Annotated in this window: 14 protein-coding genes; all 14 read left to right on the forward strand. The window is 68.5% G+C overall.

Annotated features, from left to right (window positions below):
- Positions 1 to 52: 52 nt before the first annotated feature.
- The 14 genes from HK415_RS11630 to asnB all read left to right on the forward strand — a co-directional run bounded on the left by HK415_RS11630 (position 53) and on the right by asnB (position 15,860).
- Complete coding sequence (locus tag HK415_RS11630; RefSeq protein WP_256373099.1) at positions 53 to 1,420, forward strand: lipopolysaccharide biosynthesis protein; 1,368 nt, start codon at positions 53 to 55, stop codon at positions 1,418 to 1,420.
- Positions 1,417 to 2,616, forward strand: coding sequence for a glycosyltransferase family 2 protein (locus tag HK415_RS11635; protein WP_171559283.1), 1,200 nt, complete (start codon positions 1,417 to 1,419; stop codon positions 2,614 to 2,616). The genes HK415_RS11630 and HK415_RS11635 overlap by 4 nt, the downstream gene beginning before the upstream one ends.
- Before the next feature lie 155 nt (positions 2,617 to 2,771).
- Positions 2,772 to 3,758, forward strand: a complete 987-nt coding sequence (locus HK415_RS11640) for a polysaccharide deacetylase family protein (protein ID WP_171559287.1) — start codon at positions 2,772 to 2,774, stop codon at positions 3,756 to 3,758.
- A 71-nt stretch (positions 3,759 to 3,829) separates the two neighbouring features.
- A complete protein-coding gene (locus tag HK415_RS11645) occupies positions 3,830 to 4,603 on the forward strand; it encodes a class I SAM-dependent methyltransferase (protein WP_171559290.1) in 774 nt (257 codons plus the stop codon).
- Positions 4,600 to 5,511, forward strand: a complete 912-nt coding sequence (locus HK415_RS11650; protein ID WP_171559293.1) for a GNAT family N-acetyltransferase — start codon at positions 4,600 to 4,602, stop codon at positions 5,509 to 5,511. Before HK415_RS11645 ends, HK415_RS11650 begins: the two co-directional genes overlap by 4 nt.
- Complete coding sequence (locus HK415_RS11655; RefSeq protein WP_171559297.1) at positions 5,508 to 6,707, forward strand: glycosyltransferase; 1,200 nt, start codon at positions 5,508 to 5,510, stop codon at positions 6,705 to 6,707. Before HK415_RS11650 ends, HK415_RS11655 begins: the two co-directional genes overlap by 4 nt.
- A gap of 459 nt (positions 6,708 to 7,166) precedes the next feature.
- On the forward strand, positions 7,167 to 7,481 hold the full coding sequence (locus HK415_RS11660; RefSeq protein WP_171559301.1) for a class I SAM-dependent methyltransferase: 315 nt from the start codon (positions 7,167 to 7,169) through the stop codon (positions 7,479 to 7,481).
- Positions 7,478 to 8,920 (forward strand): glycosyltransferase, encoded by a 1,443-nt coding sequence (locus tag HK415_RS23920; protein WP_216369780.1) that lies wholly within the window; start codon positions 7,478 to 7,480, stop codon positions 8,918 to 8,920. The genes HK415_RS11660 and HK415_RS23920 overlap by 4 nt, the downstream gene beginning before the upstream one ends.
- On the forward strand, positions 8,863 to 9,534 hold the full coding sequence (locus tag HK415_RS11665) for a class I SAM-dependent methyltransferase (RefSeq protein WP_253262187.1): 672 nt from the start codon (positions 8,863 to 8,865) through the stop codon (positions 9,532 to 9,534). Before HK415_RS23920 ends, HK415_RS11665 begins: the two co-directional genes overlap by 58 nt.
- On the forward strand, positions 9,531 to 10,634 hold the full coding sequence (locus HK415_RS11670) for a glycosyltransferase family 4 protein (protein ID WP_171559309.1): 1,104 nt from the start codon (positions 9,531 to 9,533) through the stop codon (positions 10,632 to 10,634). The genes HK415_RS11665 and HK415_RS11670 overlap by 4 nt, the downstream gene beginning before the upstream one ends.
- A 10-nt stretch (positions 10,635 to 10,644) precedes the next feature.
- The gene (locus HK415_RS11675; RefSeq protein ID WP_171559312.1) at positions 10,645 to 11,550 is read left to right on the forward strand and encodes an SDR family oxidoreductase; all 906 of its coding nucleotides are present in this window, start codon (positions 10,645 to 10,647) and stop codon (positions 11,548 to 11,550) included.
- 12 nt (positions 11,551 to 11,562) lie between these two features.
- On the forward strand, positions 11,563 to 12,618 hold the full coding sequence (locus HK415_RS11680) for an EpsG family protein (protein ID WP_171559317.1): 1,056 nt from the start codon (positions 11,563 to 11,565) through the stop codon (positions 12,616 to 12,618).
- A 10-nt stretch (positions 12,619 to 12,628) separates the two neighbouring features.
- Entirely contained in the window at positions 12,629 to 13,864 is a 1,236-nt protein-coding gene (locus HK415_RS11685; RefSeq protein WP_171559320.1) for an acyltransferase family protein, read from the forward strand.
- Positions 13,865 to 13,871: 7 nt separating this feature from the next.
- Positions 13,872 to 15,860, forward strand: coding sequence for an asparagine synthase (glutamine-hydrolyzing) (asnB, locus tag HK415_RS11690; RefSeq protein ID WP_171559323.1), 1,989 nt, complete (start codon positions 13,872 to 13,874; stop codon positions 15,858 to 15,860).
- Positions 15,861 to 15,871 lie beyond the last annotated feature (11 nt).

Below are 15,871 nucleotides of genomic sequence, written 5' to 3' on the forward strand. Positions count from 1 at the left end.
ACCTCGGGATCGAGGCCTATGGGCTGATCGGGCTGTTCGCCGTGCTCCAGAGCTGGTTCGCGCTGCTGGACATGGGGCTGACCCCACGCTGGCGCGCGAGATGGCCCGCTACACCGGTGGCGGCCACACGGCGCAGGGCGTGCGCGACCTGCTGCGCAGCACCGAGTGGGTGGCCGGCGGCATCGCCGCGGCCATGGCACTCGTCGTCTGGTCCGCCTCGGGCTGGCTGGCCGTCCACTGGCTGCAGGCGAACCAGTTGTCCACCGCGGTGGTCGCGCAGGCGCTCGCGGTCATGGCCTTCGTCACTGCGCTGCGCTTTGCCGAAGGCGTCTACCGCAGCGCGGTGGTCGGCCTGCAGCAGCAGGTGCTGCTGAACGTGGTCATGTCCGCGCTCGCCACCGTGCGCTGGGTCGGCGCCATCGCGGTGCTGGCGTGGGTGTCGCCGACGCTCACCGCCTTCTTTGCCTGGCAGGCCGCCGTGTCCGCCGCCACCATCCTGGTGCTGTCCCGGGTGACCTACATGCACATCGAGGCCGGCGACCGGCCGGCGCGCTTTTCGCTCGCCGCCTTGCGCGGGGTGTGGCGCTTCGCCGCGGGCATGTTCCTGATCGCCCTGCTCTCCTTCCTGCTGACGCAGGTCGACAAGATCCTGCTGTCGAAGATCCTGGGGCTGCGCGAGTTCGGGCAGTACATGCTGGCGGCCACGGTGGCGGGCGGCCTGTACATGCTGATCATGCCGATCACGCAGGCGGTGTACCCGCGGCTGTGCGAACAGCTGGCCAGCGGCGACACGGCGGCCTTCGCGCGGACCTTCCACCGCGGCGCCCAGGCCATGACGGTGGCGGTGGCCAGCACCGCCGTGGTGGTGGCCCTGTTCGCCGACGTCCTGCTGCGGCTCTGGACGCGCGACGCCGGACTGGCGGAACACTCGGCGCGCCTGCTGGCGCTGCTTGCGCTGGGCAACATGCTGCACGCCTTCATGGGAGTCCCCTACCACGCCCAGCTGGCGACGGGCTGGACGCGACTGGCCATCGGGACCAACCTGGTGGCCATCGTGGTCATCGTGCCGGGCATCGTCTGGAGCGTGCCGCGCTACGGCGCGGAAGGCGCCGCCTGGGCCTGGCTGTGCCTGGCCGCCGGCTATGTGCTGATCAGCATGCACGTGTTCTTCGCCCGCATGCCCCACCTGGACAAGGTCCGCTGGTACTGGAACGACGTCGCGCTGCCGTTGCTGGGCGCCTGCTTCGTGCCGGTGTTGCTGCGCTGGCTGGCGCCGTCACCCCAGACATCGATGGAACAGCTTGCCTGCCTGCTGCTGGCGTCCGCCGGCGCCTATGCGGGCGCGGCACTGTGCGCGGGAGAGGTCCGCCATCGCATCCTCCTGCAGATCGCCCGGATCAGAACCAACACGAGCTCATGAGCGAGCCTCTTTTCTCCGTCGTCGTGCCCACCCGCAACCGTCCCGCGACGGCCAGGCAGGCGCTGGACTCCGTCCTGCGGCAGAACTGCCGGGACTTCGAGCTGATCGTTTCGGACAACTCCACGACGGCCAGTACCGAGCTCGAAGAGTGGCTGCGGGCCCGGCCGGACCTGCCGGCCCGGTTCGAGTACATACGAACCGGTGGCGGGCTGGAAATGGACGCGAACTGGGAGGCTGCCTCCCTGCGCGCGCGCGGTCGCTACCTGATGATGTTCCCGGACCGGTGGGTCATGCGGGGCGGCAGCCTTGCATTGCTGGCATCCATCATTGCCCAGCAGGATCCGGAATGCGTGATTTGGGATTCCAGATTGTCGATCCAGGAGGACGGACGCTTCCGGAGCGAGGTCGAGTCCGCTGGTCCGGTCCGCTGCGAGATCCGAAGGTCCGAAGATCTGTTGGAGAACCTGCTTGCATTCCGTGGATACAAAGACAAGACGGTATATACGCAACCCTTCCCCCGCGGCCTGAACTGCGTCACGCGGCAGGATGCAATCGACGCAGTGCGAAGTCGCGTGGGCACGTTGTTCGCACCTAATGCGTGCGACTACACCTCTGGTGTCAGTTTGCTGCTGCACACCCGCAGGATCACCCACGTGCTCGATTCCCTGTACGTTGCGATCGGCAAGGAAAGCAATGGCGAGCGACTTACCATCCACGGCATTCCTCCGTCCTTGAAGCACGCCACCCGCTGGCGGGGGCTCGAAGTCGACGCCGTTCTGCTCACGGTCATGAACGACATCGATGCCACGCTGGAGCGTCATGGTGAGCAGCAATGGAGCGAACGAATGGACGTCGGTAACGTCCTGCTTTCCCTGCTTAGCGAAATCCACACCAAGGAATGGCACGGCTCGCCGCTCGACACGGTAGAAATGCGTGAGAGGATCTTCTCGTACGCCACTCTCCATCGGGATACGTTGCGTCCCTCGCTGGCCGCCGAGCTTGCCGCGTACGATCTCCAGTTCGCACCTGGACTGCGCCAAGGTCGCAAGCTCCTGCAGAAGCTGAAACTTTTCTACAAGGTGTATGCGCTGAAGCATGCGATGGCGCCTGGCAGGCCGAGTGCGCGGCACACCTATTGCGACGATCTCCTGAGCACAAGGTCCGTTGTGGTGGCGCAGCAGGCAGGCAGCTACTGAGATGGGGAACCCCATGCGCCATGTCCCGAACTTTCCGCAGCTAGCGCACGTGGCGTGGCTGCGGCTACCGGTCGGCCTAGCTCATGAATCGAACAGAACCTCCTCGATTATGTGCAGCATCCAGCGAGGCGAAGCCTCCAACATGGCGGCCTGACATGCTCACCACCACGGCCACGCCGACCGAGACCCTGCCCGGCCTGAAGGCGCTGCTCAGGGAGACGGCGCTGCGGGCGCTCGGCAGCCGCCTGCGCGTGCTTTATCGCGTCAGGAAACTCGGCCGCGGCAACTGGCGGATCGTGCTGAACCTGCACCGGGTGGGCCTCGCCGACGGCAGTTCCTATGCACCGCTGCGCCCCGCCCTGTTCGACGAACTCCTGGTGTTCCTGACACGCGAGTTCCAGCTCACCACGTTCGAGGCCGGAGAGGAAGCCGCGCGGAAGCCGCTGGCCATCCTGTCCTTCGACGACGGCTACAAGGACTTCATCGAGGTGGCCGCGCCGATGCTGAGGCGCCACCGCGTCCGCTGCAACCACAACGTGATCCCGGAATGCATCGAGACGCAGCGGCCGCCGCTGAACGTGCTGGTGCAGGATTTCATCGGCATGGCCCCGGCCCGCATCGTGCAGCAACTGGACATCCCGGGTTTCCGCGTCGACGCCGGCCCCGCGCTCGGCCTGCGGCTGTCGGCGTTCATCAAGAACAAGCCCAGCCGCGAGCAGCGCGAGCTGGCGGACCTGCTGCTGCCGCAACTCTATGCCTGGGAGGGCTTCCGGCCGACGCCGATGATGACCCTCGAAGAAGTGCGCCAGATCGCCGGCGAGCACGAGCTCGGAGCGCACTCCTACTCCCACGCGTCCATGGCCTGCGAGACCGACGAGTACCTGCAGCAGGACGTGCGCAAGTGCCAGGACTACTTCCGCGAGAAGCTGGGCACGCCGGTGACGATCTACGCGTTCCCGAACGGCAGCTACGCACCCGGACAGCTCGAGCTGGTGGAAGGCGCCGGCATCCGGCATGTGCTCCTGACCGGCGAGGACTTCGATCGCGGCGCCACGCGGCACGCACGCTTCACCTTCCACGCCGGCACTTCGAGCGAAGTGCGCTTCCGCGCCACCGGCGGCCTGCGGCCGATCCCGGAATGAAGACCGGCTCCCATCCCCCATGGCCCCCATGCGGACCGGTTCCGCGGGCATGCCCCCACCTGGAGTGACACATGATGGACACACGCATGCAGGCCGACGCGAACCTCGCGAAGTACGAGACCGGTGAAGTCGTTTCCTACTACGAGCGGCAGACGGAGCTCCAGCCGGCCGAGGCCCACCTGTTCTCCAGGCACCTGCGCCCCGGCCTGGCGATCCTCGACATCGGGGTGGGTGGCGGGCGCACCACGCCCCACCTGGCCAAGGGCGCGGCGCGCTACGTCGGCGCGGACTACTCGAAGGCGATGGTCGACTCCTGCCGGGCGCGCTTCCCGGCGCTGGAGTTCCGCCACTGCGACGCCACCGACATGTCGCAGTTCCGGGACGGCGAGTTCGACGCCGTCGTGTTCTCCTTCAACGGGATCGACGTCATCCGCAGCGACGAGGGACGCAAGCGCTGCCTGGAAGAGACCGCCCGGGTGCTGAAGCCGGGCGGCGTGTTCATCTTCTCCTCGCACAATGCCAGGATCCTGGGCGTGTGGCCGGAGCTGCACGGCGCCCGCCCGCACCAAGTCGCCTGGCGCATGGTCCGCGCCTTGGGCAAGTCCGCCCAGTTCACGCTGAAGGCACTGCGCGGCAAGGTGTTCGCCGCCGGCCAGGGCTACATCCACGACCCCGTCCATGGCGGCATGGACCACTACGTGTCGACACCGGAAACCATGGCGCCGCAGTTGCAGCAAGCCGGCCTGGAGATCCTCGAGCAGGTCGCCGGCCCCTCGCCACAGGTGCGTTCGCCCTACCTCGTGCCCTGGCATTACTACGCGTGTCGGAGGACCCTCCCTTCATGAGCAGGCCCGCCTACCGCAGCGTCTTCCTCGACGCGGACAGCCCGCACCAGCGCTTCTTCGGCTGGACGGCGGAAGAGGACCAGGCCGGCTTGCGCGTGCTGCGCAAGCGCTATGGGGTCGTCAACCGCAGCCTGGTCCTGCTTTCCGCCCATGGGCTGCCCGCCCTGCCGGCCGTCCTGCGCCGCACGGCGGGCAGGATCACCTGCGCCGATGTGTACGTGCACGACTTCGACGATGCCATCGGCGACGCGTCCTTGCTCGCGGGCCTGCCCTTCCACCGCGCGGCGGCCTCCGAGCGCCTGCTCAACGTGGCCACTTTCGTGATCGACCTGTCGCAGGACGAATCCGCGCTGCGCTCGGCGATGAGCACGGACTATCGCCGCAAGCTGCGCAAGGCCGAAGGCTGCGGCGTCGAGGTCGAGGTCCACGAGCGGCCGGGAGAGGCGCTGCTGGACGAGTTCCTGTCGGCCTACGCGGCGATGGCCTCGGAGCGCGGCCTCTCGCCGGTGCGGCGCGACGTGGTCCGCCGCATGTACGCGCAGGGCTGCGCACTGCTGCTCGCCGCGCGCCGCGGCGCGGAGGCGACCAACTTCCTGCACCTGTACACGACCCGCGACACCGGCTTCTTCATGTACGGCGTCAATCCGGCCAGGGAGAACGACGGGGTGGGCCAGTTCATCCACTGGCGGGCGATGCAGGAGCTGAAGGCGCGCGGCCTGGCCTGGTACGACCTGGGCGGAGTGCCCAGCCTCGATCCGGCCAACGGCATCCACCAGTTCAAGCAGAAATTCGGCGGCCAGCTGGTGCGGCTCGGTTCGGAGTGGCGGCACCTGGGCAAGGCCATGAAGCCGCTCACGCTCGCTTCAGGCTGGATGCGGCGGAATCCCGTCGTCGGGAGCGCCCGATGAACGCGGCTCCGCTGCAGGACGCAGCCCTGCCGGTGGCATCCGCGGGCGCACCCAGGCCGCGCCGCGTCGCCACCGTGCTGCCCAGCCTGTATCCGACCTACGGACTGGAGCGCCTGGTGATCAGCCAGGCCGAGGAGTACCTGCAGCTGGGGCTGGAGACCGACATCGTCTGCCTGAACGAGCCGCACGACGTCAGCGGACTGCTGCCGCCCGGCTGCCGCCTGTTCAACCTCGGCGTGCCCCAGATCCGCAATGCGCTCGGCCCCCTGCGCCGCTACCTGCGGGCCGAGCGGCCCGACGCGGTGCACGCGGCCCTGTGGCCCGTGACCTGCCTCACCGCGGTGGCGCACCGCCTCGCGCGGCTTCCGGGCCGCATCGTCCTGAGCGACCACAATCCGCTGTCGCTCCAGTACGCCTCGCGCGGCAGCGCGCACCGGCTGCTGCAGCGCGTCTCCGTCGCCCTCACCTACCCGCTCGCTTCGGCCCGCATCTGCGTGTCGGGCGGCGTCGCCGACGACCTGTCGCGTCTCTCGGGTCTGCCGCGGCGGTGGTTCAGCGTGGTCCACAACCCGGTGGCGATCGGACTTCCGGAGCCGGCTGCGCAGCAGGCCGCGGAGGCTGCGTGGGGTGGCTGGCATGGCAAGCGCATCCTCACCGTGGGCCGGCTGAAGGCGCAGAAGAACCATGCCCTGCTGCTGCGCGCCTTCAAGCAGGTGCTGGCGCGGGTCGACGCCCGGCTGATGATCCTGGGCGAGGGCGACCTGGGACCGAGCATCGCCGAGCTCGCGCGCTCCGAAGGGCTCGAGGACAAGGTCCTGATGCCCGGCCACGTCGACGATCCGATCTCCTACTATCTTTCGTCCGACCTGTTCACCCTTTCCTCCGACTACGAAGGCTTCGGCAACGTCATCGTCGAAGCGCTGGGCTGCGGGGTGCCGGTGGTGTCGACCGACTGTCCCGGCGGGCCGGCCGAGATCCTCGAGGGCGGCCGCTATGGGCGGCTGGTGCCGGTGGGCGACGCCTCCTCGCTCGCCTCCGCCATGGTCGCCGCGCTGCTGGAACCCCCGGACCGCCGCCTGCTGATGTCCAGGGCGGCGGATTTCGCGCCGCGCGTGGTGACCCGCAAGTACCTGGACCTCATGTTCCCGGCGGGGGAACAGTTCGCCGAATCCTCCCTGACAAGTCCCTCCAAATGATCGAAGTCGTCAAGACCGGTTTCTGGTTCCTCCAGCGCCCCCGTTTCTGGGCGCACGCCGCCGCACTCGGCTGCCGCAGGTTCAGGAGCAGCGGCGACACCCCCGACCACCAGGCGCACGCGACGCGCTGGGCCGCAGAACGCGCGGTGCCCGTGGACGCCGCTCTGCGGACCGTCGGCATCGGCGCCGCAGGCCCGGCGGAGTTTCCGCGGCTGCCGCAGGCGCTGAAGGACGAAGCGCACCGGCTCGCCTCGGCCGCGAGCGTCACCATGGGCGGGCCGGGCGACATCGACCTGCTCTACGCCGCGGTGATCCTCTCCGGCGCCGAGCGCGTGGTGGAAACCGGTGTCGCCTACGGCTGGTCCAGTCTCGCGGTGCTGGCGGGACTCGCCGCGAACGGCAAGGGCGCGCTCGCGAGCGTGGACATGCCCTTATCCGAAACTGAACAACGAAGCCTGGGTGGGCGTCGCCGTGCCGCAGCGGCTGCGCGCGCGCTGGCTCCTGATCCGGGAGCCGGACCGGTGGGGACTGAAGAAGGCGCTGCGCCACTTCGGCGGACGCATCGACCTGTGCCACTACGACTCCGACAAGTCCTGCGACGGGCGCCAGTACGGCTACGACCTCATGTGGAAGGCATTGCGGCCGGGCGGGGTCTTCATCTCCGACGACATCCAGGACAACCTCGCGTTCCGGGACCTCATCGAAGCCGTGGGTGCGCCCTTCGCGGTGACCGAGTACCAGGGCAAGTACGTGGGGATCGTGCGCAAGCCATGAGGTCCATCCTGTACATCACGTACGATGGATTGCTCGAACCGCTCGGGCAGAGCCAGGTGCTGGCCTATCTCGTCCAGCTCGCGGCCGACCACCGCGTGCATATCCTGTCATTCGAGAAGCAGGCGGACCGCAGGAACGGCCCCGCGATGGCGGCCATGCGCACGCGCCTGCAGGGGCTGGGCATCGGCTGGACGCCCCTGCCCTACCACAAGACACCCTCGGCGCCCGCCACCGCATTCGACGTGGCGGTGGGGGCGGTCACGGCGTTCTGGCTGGTGCTGCGGCTGCGCGCGCGCATCGTGCACGTGCGCTCCTACGTACCGGCGCTGATGGCGCTGCCGGTGCGGCGGCTGACGTCCTCCAAGCTGCTGTTCGACATGCGCGGCTTCTGGGCCGACGAGCGCGTCGATGGCGCCTTGTGGCCCAGGGGCGGAACCCTCTACCGCGTCGCCAAGTCGCTCGAGACCCGCTTCCTGCGCGCGGCCGACCACATCGTCACGCTCACGGCCGCGTCCGCCAGCGAACTGCGCCGGTTCGACGTGCTGCGCAGCCGGCCCAAGCCGATCACGGTCATCCCGACCTGCGCCGACCTGGTGAAGTTCCATCCTTCGGGGCGCCGCGAGCCGCGGCCCTTCCTGTTCGGATACGTCGGCTCGGTCGGCACCTGGTACCTGTTCGAGGAGACGCTCGCCTTCTTCCGGCAGCTGCTGGTGCGCCGGCCGGACGCGCGCTTCCTCGTCGTGAACCGCAAGGAACACGACCTGATCCGGCGGCTCGCCGCCGCGCAGGGCATTCCTGCAGACCGCATGGAACTGGTCTCCGCGGCGCACGACGAGGTGCCCGCGCTGATCCAGCGCATGCACCTGGGTGCGGCGCTGATCAAGCCTTCGTACTCCAAGATCGCCAGTGCGCCCACGAAAATGGCGGAGTATCTCGGTTGCGGCGTGCCGTGCCTGGGGAACAGCGGCGTGGGCGACGTCGCGGAGGTGCTGAAGGGCAGGCGCGTGGGCGTGGTCCTGCAGGACCTGCAGGCAGGCAGCATCGCCGCCGCCGTGGACGAGGCCTTGCGGCTGGTCGAGGACCCCGCCTTGCCGGCCCGTTGCGAAGCCACGGCGCGGGAGCTTTTTCGCTCGAGCACGGCGTGGCCGCTTACCATTGATCTACCAGTCGCTCGTGCCGCAGGCATAGGCAGGAACAGGAAGCACAGATGCAGACAGGGGCACCGCGCAACATCGACCCGCAGACCGTGGCGTCCTTCGGAAGCGAGTGGGCGCGATTCGACCAGTCGGAGCTGTCGGCAGACGAGCTCGGCCGGCTGTTCGACACCTACTTCGACGTGTTCCCCTGGGACCGCCTGCCCCCGGCCGCCGTCGGCTTCGACATGGGCTGCGGCTCGGGTCGGTGGGCCAGGCTGGTGGCGCCCCGGGTGGGCCAGATGAACTGCATCGACCCATCCGCGGAAGCACTGGCGGTGGCAGCGCGCACGCTGGCCGGCTTCGACAACGTGAACCTGGTCCATGCCTCGGTCGACACCGTCCCGATGGCCCCCGCCAGCCAGGATTTCGGCTACTCGCTGGGCGTGCTGCACCACATTCCCGACACCGCGGCAGCCCTAGCGGCCTGCACGCGCCTGCTCAAGCCGGGCGCGCCTTTCCTGCTGTACCTGTATTACCGCTTCGATAACCGGCCGTGGTGGTTCCGCCTGCTGTGGCGCGCCTCGGACTGGCTCCGGTCCGGGATCAGCCGGCTGCCAGACGCCCTGAAGGCGGCAACCACCGACCTGCTGGCGGCCATGCTGTACTGGCCGCTGGCCCGCCTGGCGCGCCTGGTGGAGCGGGCGGGAATGAACCCGGCTGCGCTGCCCCTGTCCTTCTACCGCAACGCGTCCTTCTACACCATGCGAACCGACAGCCGTGACCGCTTCGGCACGCCGCTGGAACAGCGCTTCACGCGCCGCGAAATCCTGGAGATGATGCAGGCCGCCGGGCTGGAACAGGTCCGCTTCTCCGACAAAGAGCCATTCTGGGTGGCCGTGGGGGTCAAGGCAGCATGAGATCCGCCCGCCGCAGGATGCTGGTGCTCTGCCCCTTCCCGGTGGGCGTCGCGGCCGGCCAGCGCCTCAAGTACGAACAGTATCTCGACGACTGGCGCGCGATGGGCTGGGACATCGACGTTTCGTCCTTCATGGACCTGCCGATGTGGCAGGTCGCCTACGAACCGGGCCGGCTGGCCAGCAAGGCTTTCGGCGTGCTGCGCGGCCATCTCAGGCGGCTGCGCGACCTCACCCGTGTCGGCCGCTACGACCTCGTGTACGTGTTCATGTGGGTGACGCCCTTCGGGTCGTCGGTGATGGAGCGCATCGTGCGCAGGCTGGCGCCCCGGCTGGTGTTCGACGTCGAGGACAACGTGGTGGTCGGGCAGCGCCTGCCCAGGGGATACAACCCCAACGCCATCGTTGCGCGCCTGAAGGGTCCCGGCAAGGCGACCTTCCTGATCCGCCATGCCGACCACGTGATCGCGTCATCCCCCTTCCTGCGCGACTTCTGCCTGCAGCAGCACGGCGCCCGCGCGAGCACGTACATTTCATCGTCCGTGGACACGCACAGGTTCGTACCGCGGCCGCACCCGGGCACCGGCCGCAAGGTGGTCGTGGGCTGGACCGGCACCTTCTCCTCGCGCGTGTACCTCGACCTGCTGCGGGAAGTGTTCCAGCGGCTCGCCCGCCGCGTCGACTACCGGCTGCGGGTGATCGGCAATTTCGACTACGAATTGCCCGGCGTCGACCTGGAGGTGGTCCGCTGGACGAAAGAAGGGGAAGTCGAGGACCTGCAGGCGCTCGACATCGGGGTATACCCGCTTCCGCGGGACGAGTGGGTAATGGGAAAGAGTGGATTGAAGGCGATCCAGTACATGGCGTTCGGCCTGCCGACCGTGGCGAGCGATGCGGGGATCACGCCCATGATCATCCAGCACGGCGTGAACGGGCTGCTGGTGCGTACGCCGGACGAATGGGTGGATGCCCTGGAACGCCTGATCGGCGATGCAGAACTGCGGCGCAGGCTGGGCGCCGCGGCGCGGCAGGACGCCGTGGCCAAGTATTCGACGACCGCGATCAGTACGCAGTACCGCGGCGTCCTCGAGAAAGTGTCCTAGGGGCTCGAACATGCAAGACAAACGAATCTACATGGCTGGCAGCGGTGGCATGCTGGGAGAGGCATTCCAGAAGCTGTTCGCTCCGCACAACACGCTGCGCTGCACCGACAAGGATGTCAATGCCGACTGGCTCTCGTTCCTCGACTTCAGGGACGGCGCGGCCTATCGCCGCGACGTGGAGGAGTTCCGGCCCGACTACCTGTTCCACCTCGGCGCGCACACCAGTCTCGAGTACTGCGAGGAAAACCCGGACGACGCCTACGCGACCAACACGCTGCCGGTGGAGGACGCCGTGCACGTCGCGAACAAGCTCGACATCCCGCTGCTCTACATCTCCACCGCCGGCATCTTCGACGGCCGGCAGGACACGTATGACGACTGGGACACCCCCAATCCGCTGGGCCACTACGCGCGCTCCAAGTACATGGGCGAGCGCTTCGTGGCCGAGAACTGCCGCCGCTACCTGGTCTGCCGCGCCGGCTGGATGATGGGCGCGGGGCCGGCGAAGGACAAGAAGTTCATCCAGAAGCTGATGCTGCAGATCCGCGACGGCGCGCGGGAACTGCACGTGGTGGACGACAAGCTGGGCACGCCGACCTACACCCACGACTTCGCCGCCAACGTCAAGGTGCTGCTGGAGCGCGAACTCTGGGGCGTGTACAACATGGTGTGCGGCGGCGTGACAGGCCGGCTGGAGGTCGCGCAGGAACTGGTGGGCATGCTCGGCCGCCGGGACAGCATCCGCGTCACGCCGGTGAACTCGGCCTTCTTCTCGAAGGAATACTTTGCCGCGCGCCCACCCTCGGAACGCCTGATCACGAAGAAGCTGGACCTGCGGGGAGCGAACGTGATGCGCGACTGGCGCACCTGCCTGCGCGAATACCTGCGCGACTACTACGTCGGCTACCTGGACTAGAGAAAGGCCGCGATGTTCATCTACTGGGCCATGGTCCTGTTCCCGGCGCTGCTGTCGCTGGCGCATCCTGCGCGGCGCACGGTGCTGGCGCAGATCGCCATGTCCGTGCTGTTCGTGGCGCTGTTCCTCATCCTGTCGCTGCGGGAAACGGGCGGCGACTACCCCATGTACCTGAAGCTGTACGAGCTGCTGGTCGGGGCATCGCTGGGCGAGGCGATGGAGGTGGTGGAGCCGGGCTACGGCCTGCTCAACTGGCTGTCGTCGCAGCTGGACCTGGGCATCTATGGCGTCAACGGCGCCTGCGCACTGATCGTCCTGTACTGCCTGTTCAGCGCCGCCGCCCGGGAACGCGATCCGCTCTTGCTCCTCACGCTGGCCATCCCTTATTTCGTCATCGTCATCGCCATGGGGTACACGCGGCAGGGCGTGGCGGTGTCGCTGGTCTGGCTGGGAATGATCCAGATGCGGGAGGCGCGGCTGGGCCGGGCAGCCATCGCGATCGCACTCGGCGCGACCTTCCACTTTTCGGCCTTCGCCGCCATGGCCTTTCCGATCATCGCGGTGACGCGGGAACAGAAGGGCGTGGCCTGGTTCGCCTCCCGCGCGCTGCTCGCGGCGGTGCTGGCCTTCGCGGCGCGCTACCTTTTCGACGACACGCTCGAGGGCTATGCCAGCAACTACCTCGAATCGGACCGGTACGAATCCGGCGGGGCCTTCCTCCGGGCCTGCGTCACCGGCCTGGCCGCCGCCGTGTTCTTCCTGAAGACGCGCCGGTTCAAGGCCGTCTATGACGATTACGGCATCTGGCTGCCCTTCGCCGTGCTTGCACTGGCCTTCGTGCCCCTGTCGATCTACGCGAGCACGCCCGCGGACCGCGCCGGACTCTACCTGTTCCCGTTCCAGCTGGTGGGATTCGCCAGGATGCCCAGCTTGCTCTGGGATGGCAGGTACTACACCGTGATGCGCGCAGCCATCGTGGTGAGCTACCTGGGCTACTTCTTCGTGTGGCTGCACCTCGGTACCTACTCGGCGGAATTGTGGGTGCCGTACAAGTGGCTGTTCTCGTGAGGCGCGTCCCTTGAAGTCAGCGCTGGAACACAACCTGGGCACCCTGGCGGGCGACCTGCGTTCGCCCACGCTGGTGTCCTTCCTGGACCTGGCGAGGTGGTTCGCCGCCTCGCTGGTGTTCGTGGCACACCTGCGCAATCCGCTGTTCCTGGGCTACGGGCAGGTACCCGCCACAGACCGCACCCTCGGCGTGCAAGTCTGGTACTTCCTCACCGGATGGCATGCCGAAGCGGTGACCGTCTTCTTCGTCCTGAGCGGGCTGCTGGTCGGCGGTGCCGGCCTCGCCCGCGTGCAGGCCGGGAAATTCGATCCAACGGGCTATGCGCTCGACCGGCTCACCCGGCTTTACCTGCCTTTCCTGCCCGCCCTGCTGCTGGGCTATGCCATGGACGTGGTGGGCAGCTCGCTGCTGCACCAGGTCGGCTTCTGGGACCACTCGCACCCCATGATCGCGCAGAAGGTCACCGCCCCACCCTTCGCAAGCGGCCTGTCGCCCGAGACGCTCTTCGGAAACATCCTGATGGTGCAGCACTACCTGGTCGCGCCGGCGGGCAGCAACCAGCCCTTGTGGACCATTTCGGGCGAGTTCTGGTTCTACGCCGTCTTCCTGCTGGCCGTCTCCGCCGCCACGCTGGCGCGCACTGCCGGGGCGCGCCTGTTCGCGGCGCTGCTGCTGGTGGTCGCAGTCGGCCTGCTCGGTGCGAAGTTCCTGGTGCTGCTGGGACTGTGGTGCACGGGGGTGGCCGTCGCACTGGTGCCCGCGCGAAGGGCGGGGCCACCGGCCATCGCCGCGGCCACCTTGCTGCTCGTCCTGGTCGCCGCGCGCCTGGCGCAGGCGCAGCTGGATGCGTTCCCGTTGCTGCGCGAGGCCAAGAACTACCTGGTGGCCATTTCTTTCGCGTGGCTGCTGGTGGCCCTGCGCGGACGCACCTACGGCTGGCTGGAACGGGCTGCCGGACTCAATGCGTTCCTGGCCAGCTTCTCCTTCAGCCTGTACCTCCTGCACTTCCCGCTGATGCTGTTCATCCTGGCCTTGCTGCACGCCACCGGCGCCTTGCCCGGCATCGCCAGCGGCTTCAACCCGACGGATCCCGTCGGCATCGCCGTCTACCTCCTGACGATCGTGCTCGTGTACCTGTTCTCCTGGTTGTTCTCGCTGGCGACCGAACGCAACACCGATGCCGTCCGCAGGCTGCTGAAGAAGCGCATCTCGGTGCTCGCGGCGCGTCCATCCGCCCACTACTGAACCCGACATGTGCGGCATCACAGGCCTTCTCACCTTTGGCTCCGTCGGGCGGCCTGAGCTGCTGCACGTCGTCGGCCGCATGGCACAGGCGATCGCGCATCGGGGTCCCGACGACCACGGCGAGTGGGCCGACGCCCGGCACGGGGTCGCGCTGGGCCACCTGCGCCTCTCGATCGTCGATCTGTCCGCCGCCGGCCACCAGCCCATGGTGTCGGCCTCCGGCCGCTTCGTGCTGGTGTTCAACGGCGAGGTCTACAACCACGCCGAACTGAGGCGGGCGCTGGAGTCGGAAGGGGCTGCGCCTGCCTGGCGCGGCCACTCCGACACGGAAACGCTGCTCGCCGGCTTCGAGTGCTGGGGCGTGGAGGCGACGCTGCTGCGCTGCGTCGGCATGTTCGCGCTGGCCCTCTGGGATACCCGCGAACGGCGCCTGCAGCTCGCACGCGACCGCTTCGGCGAGAAACCCCTGTACTACGGCTGGGTGCGTGGGGCGTTCGTCTTCGGTTCCGAGCTCAAGGCCCTGCGCGCGCATCCAGGCTTCGCGGCACCGGTGTGCACCCACGCGGTCGCCGAATACCTTCGCCTCCTCTACGTCCCCGCGCCCTGGTCCATCCACGAGGGCGTGTACAAGCTCGAGCCGGGCTGCCTGCTGACGGTGCAGGACAAGCCGCCGGAAACGGCGCCCTCCCAACCGATCCGCGCCCCCGGCGCCCACGGCACGCTGTCCGTGCACCGCTGGTGGAAGCTCGCGCAGGTCGTGGAGCAGGCAGCTCGCGAACGCTTGCGGGACGATGCGGAGGCCATCGAGGTCCTGGAAGCCCGGCTTGCCGAAGCCGTGCGGCTGCAGTCGCTCGCCGACGTTCCGCTCGGAGCCTTCCTCAGCGGAGGCGTCGATTCGTCCCTGATCGTCGCCCTCATGCAGCAGCAGAGTGCGCGGCCGGTGCAGACCTTCACCGTGGCATTCGAGGATCCCAGGTACGACGAATCCCCGCACGCGGCCGCCGTGGCCCGGCACCTGGGCACCGAGCACCACGAGTTGCGCGTCACCTCGGCGGAAGCGCGCAGCATCGTCCCCGAGCTGCCGACGATGTACGACGAGCCCTTCGCCGACTCGTCCCAGATCCCCACCCACCTCGTGTGTCGGGCGGCTCGGTCGCAGGTCACGGTGGCGCTCTCCGGCGATGCCGGGGACGAATTGTTCGGCGGCTACAACCGCTACCTCTGGGCACCTCGCGTCTGGGGCCACGTTTCCTGGCTGCATCCCGCCGCGCGACGCGCCGTCGGCGGCGGCAGCCTGCGCGTGGCGGCATCCGCGAGCGAACACGCCGCCGTTGCCTTGCGCCACGTGCGCCATCCGGCCGAGAAGATGCGCAAGCTGGCCACGGCGATGGAAGGCGCGCACTCGGTGGACGACCTGTATCGCAACCTGGTCGCCTGCTGGCCCGCGCCGCGCGCGCTGCTCCAGGATCCGGCGGGGCTTCCGGAGCGACGGATGGAACTGCCGGAGTTGCCGCACGCGGGCCTCGACGGCTCGCCGGCCCGCATGATGTACTGGGACGCGCTCACCTACCTGCCCGACGACATCCTGTGCAAGGTGGACCGCGCCGCGATGGCGATCAGCCTGGAGACGCGGGTCCCCTTCCTGGACCACCGGGTGGCCGAGCTCGCCTGGCGCCTGCCGCCGCAGATGAAACTGCGGGCCGGACAGACCAAGTGGGCACTGCGCCAGGTTCTGTACCGCCATGTGCCGCGGGCGCTGGTCGAGCGGCCGAAGAGCGGCTTTGCCATTCCCCTGGCCGACTGGCTGCGTGGCCCCTTGCGCGAGTGGGCGGAGAGCCTGCTGGAGGAAGCCGGCTTGCGCGACCAGGGCTTCCTGCAGGGGCGGCCCATCCGGCTGGCGTGGCAACAGCACCTCGCCGGCTCGCACGACTGGAGCCAGCGGCTCTGGAGCGTGCTGATGTTCCAGTCCTGGCTGCGGACGAACCGCGTCGCCTGACCGTGGGAGCA

This window comes from Ramlibacter montanisoli (assembly GCF_013087525.1).
In the GTDB taxonomy this organism is placed as follows: Bacteria; Pseudomonadota; Gammaproteobacteria; order Burkholderiales; family Burkholderiaceae_C; genus Ramlibacter; species Ramlibacter montanisoli.

Excerpts from the sequence above, each read along its gene's own strand:
- HK415_RS11635 (WP_171559283.1), top strand. The coding sequence starts at position 1,417 with ATGAGCGAGCCTCTTTTCTCCGTCGTCGTGCCCACCCGCAACCGTCCC.
- HK415_RS11670 (WP_171559309.1), top strand. The coding sequence starts at position 9,531 with ATGAGATCCGCCCGCCGCAGGATGCTGGTGCTCTGCCCCTTCCCGGTG.
- HK415_RS11650 (WP_171559293.1), top strand. The coding sequence starts at position 4,600 with ATGAGCAGGCCCGCCTACCGCAGCGTCTTCCTCGACGCGGACAGCCCG.
- HK415_RS11640 (WP_171559287.1), top strand. The coding sequence starts at position 2,772 with ATGCTCACCACCACGGCCACGCCGACCGAGACCCTGCCCGGCCTGAAG.
- HK415_RS11655 (WP_171559297.1), top strand. The coding sequence starts at position 5,508 with ATGAACGCGGCTCCGCTGCAGGACGCAGCCCTGCCGGTGGCATCCGCG.
- HK415_RS11645 (WP_171559290.1), top strand. The coding sequence starts at position 3,830 with ATGATGGACACACGCATGCAGGCCGACGCGAACCTCGCGAAGTACGAG.
- HK415_RS11665 (WP_253262187.1), top strand. The coding sequence starts at position 8,863 with ATGGGCTGCGGCTCGGGTCGGTGGGCCAGGCTGGTGGCGCCCCGGGTG.
- asnB (WP_171559323.1), top strand. The coding sequence starts at position 13,872 with ATGTGCGGCATCACAGGCCTTCTCACCTTTGGCTCCGTCGGGCGGCCT.
- HK415_RS11675 (WP_171559312.1), top strand. The coding sequence starts at position 10,645 with ATGCAAGACAAACGAATCTACATGGCTGGCAGCGGTGGCATGCTGGGA.
- HK415_RS11680 (WP_171559317.1), top strand. The coding sequence starts at position 11,563 with ATGTTCATCTACTGGGCCATGGTCCTGTTCCCGGCGCTGCTGTCGCTG.
- HK415_RS23920 (WP_216369780.1), top strand. The coding sequence starts at position 7,478 with ATGAGGTCCATCCTGTACATCACGTACGATGGATTGCTCGAACCGCTC.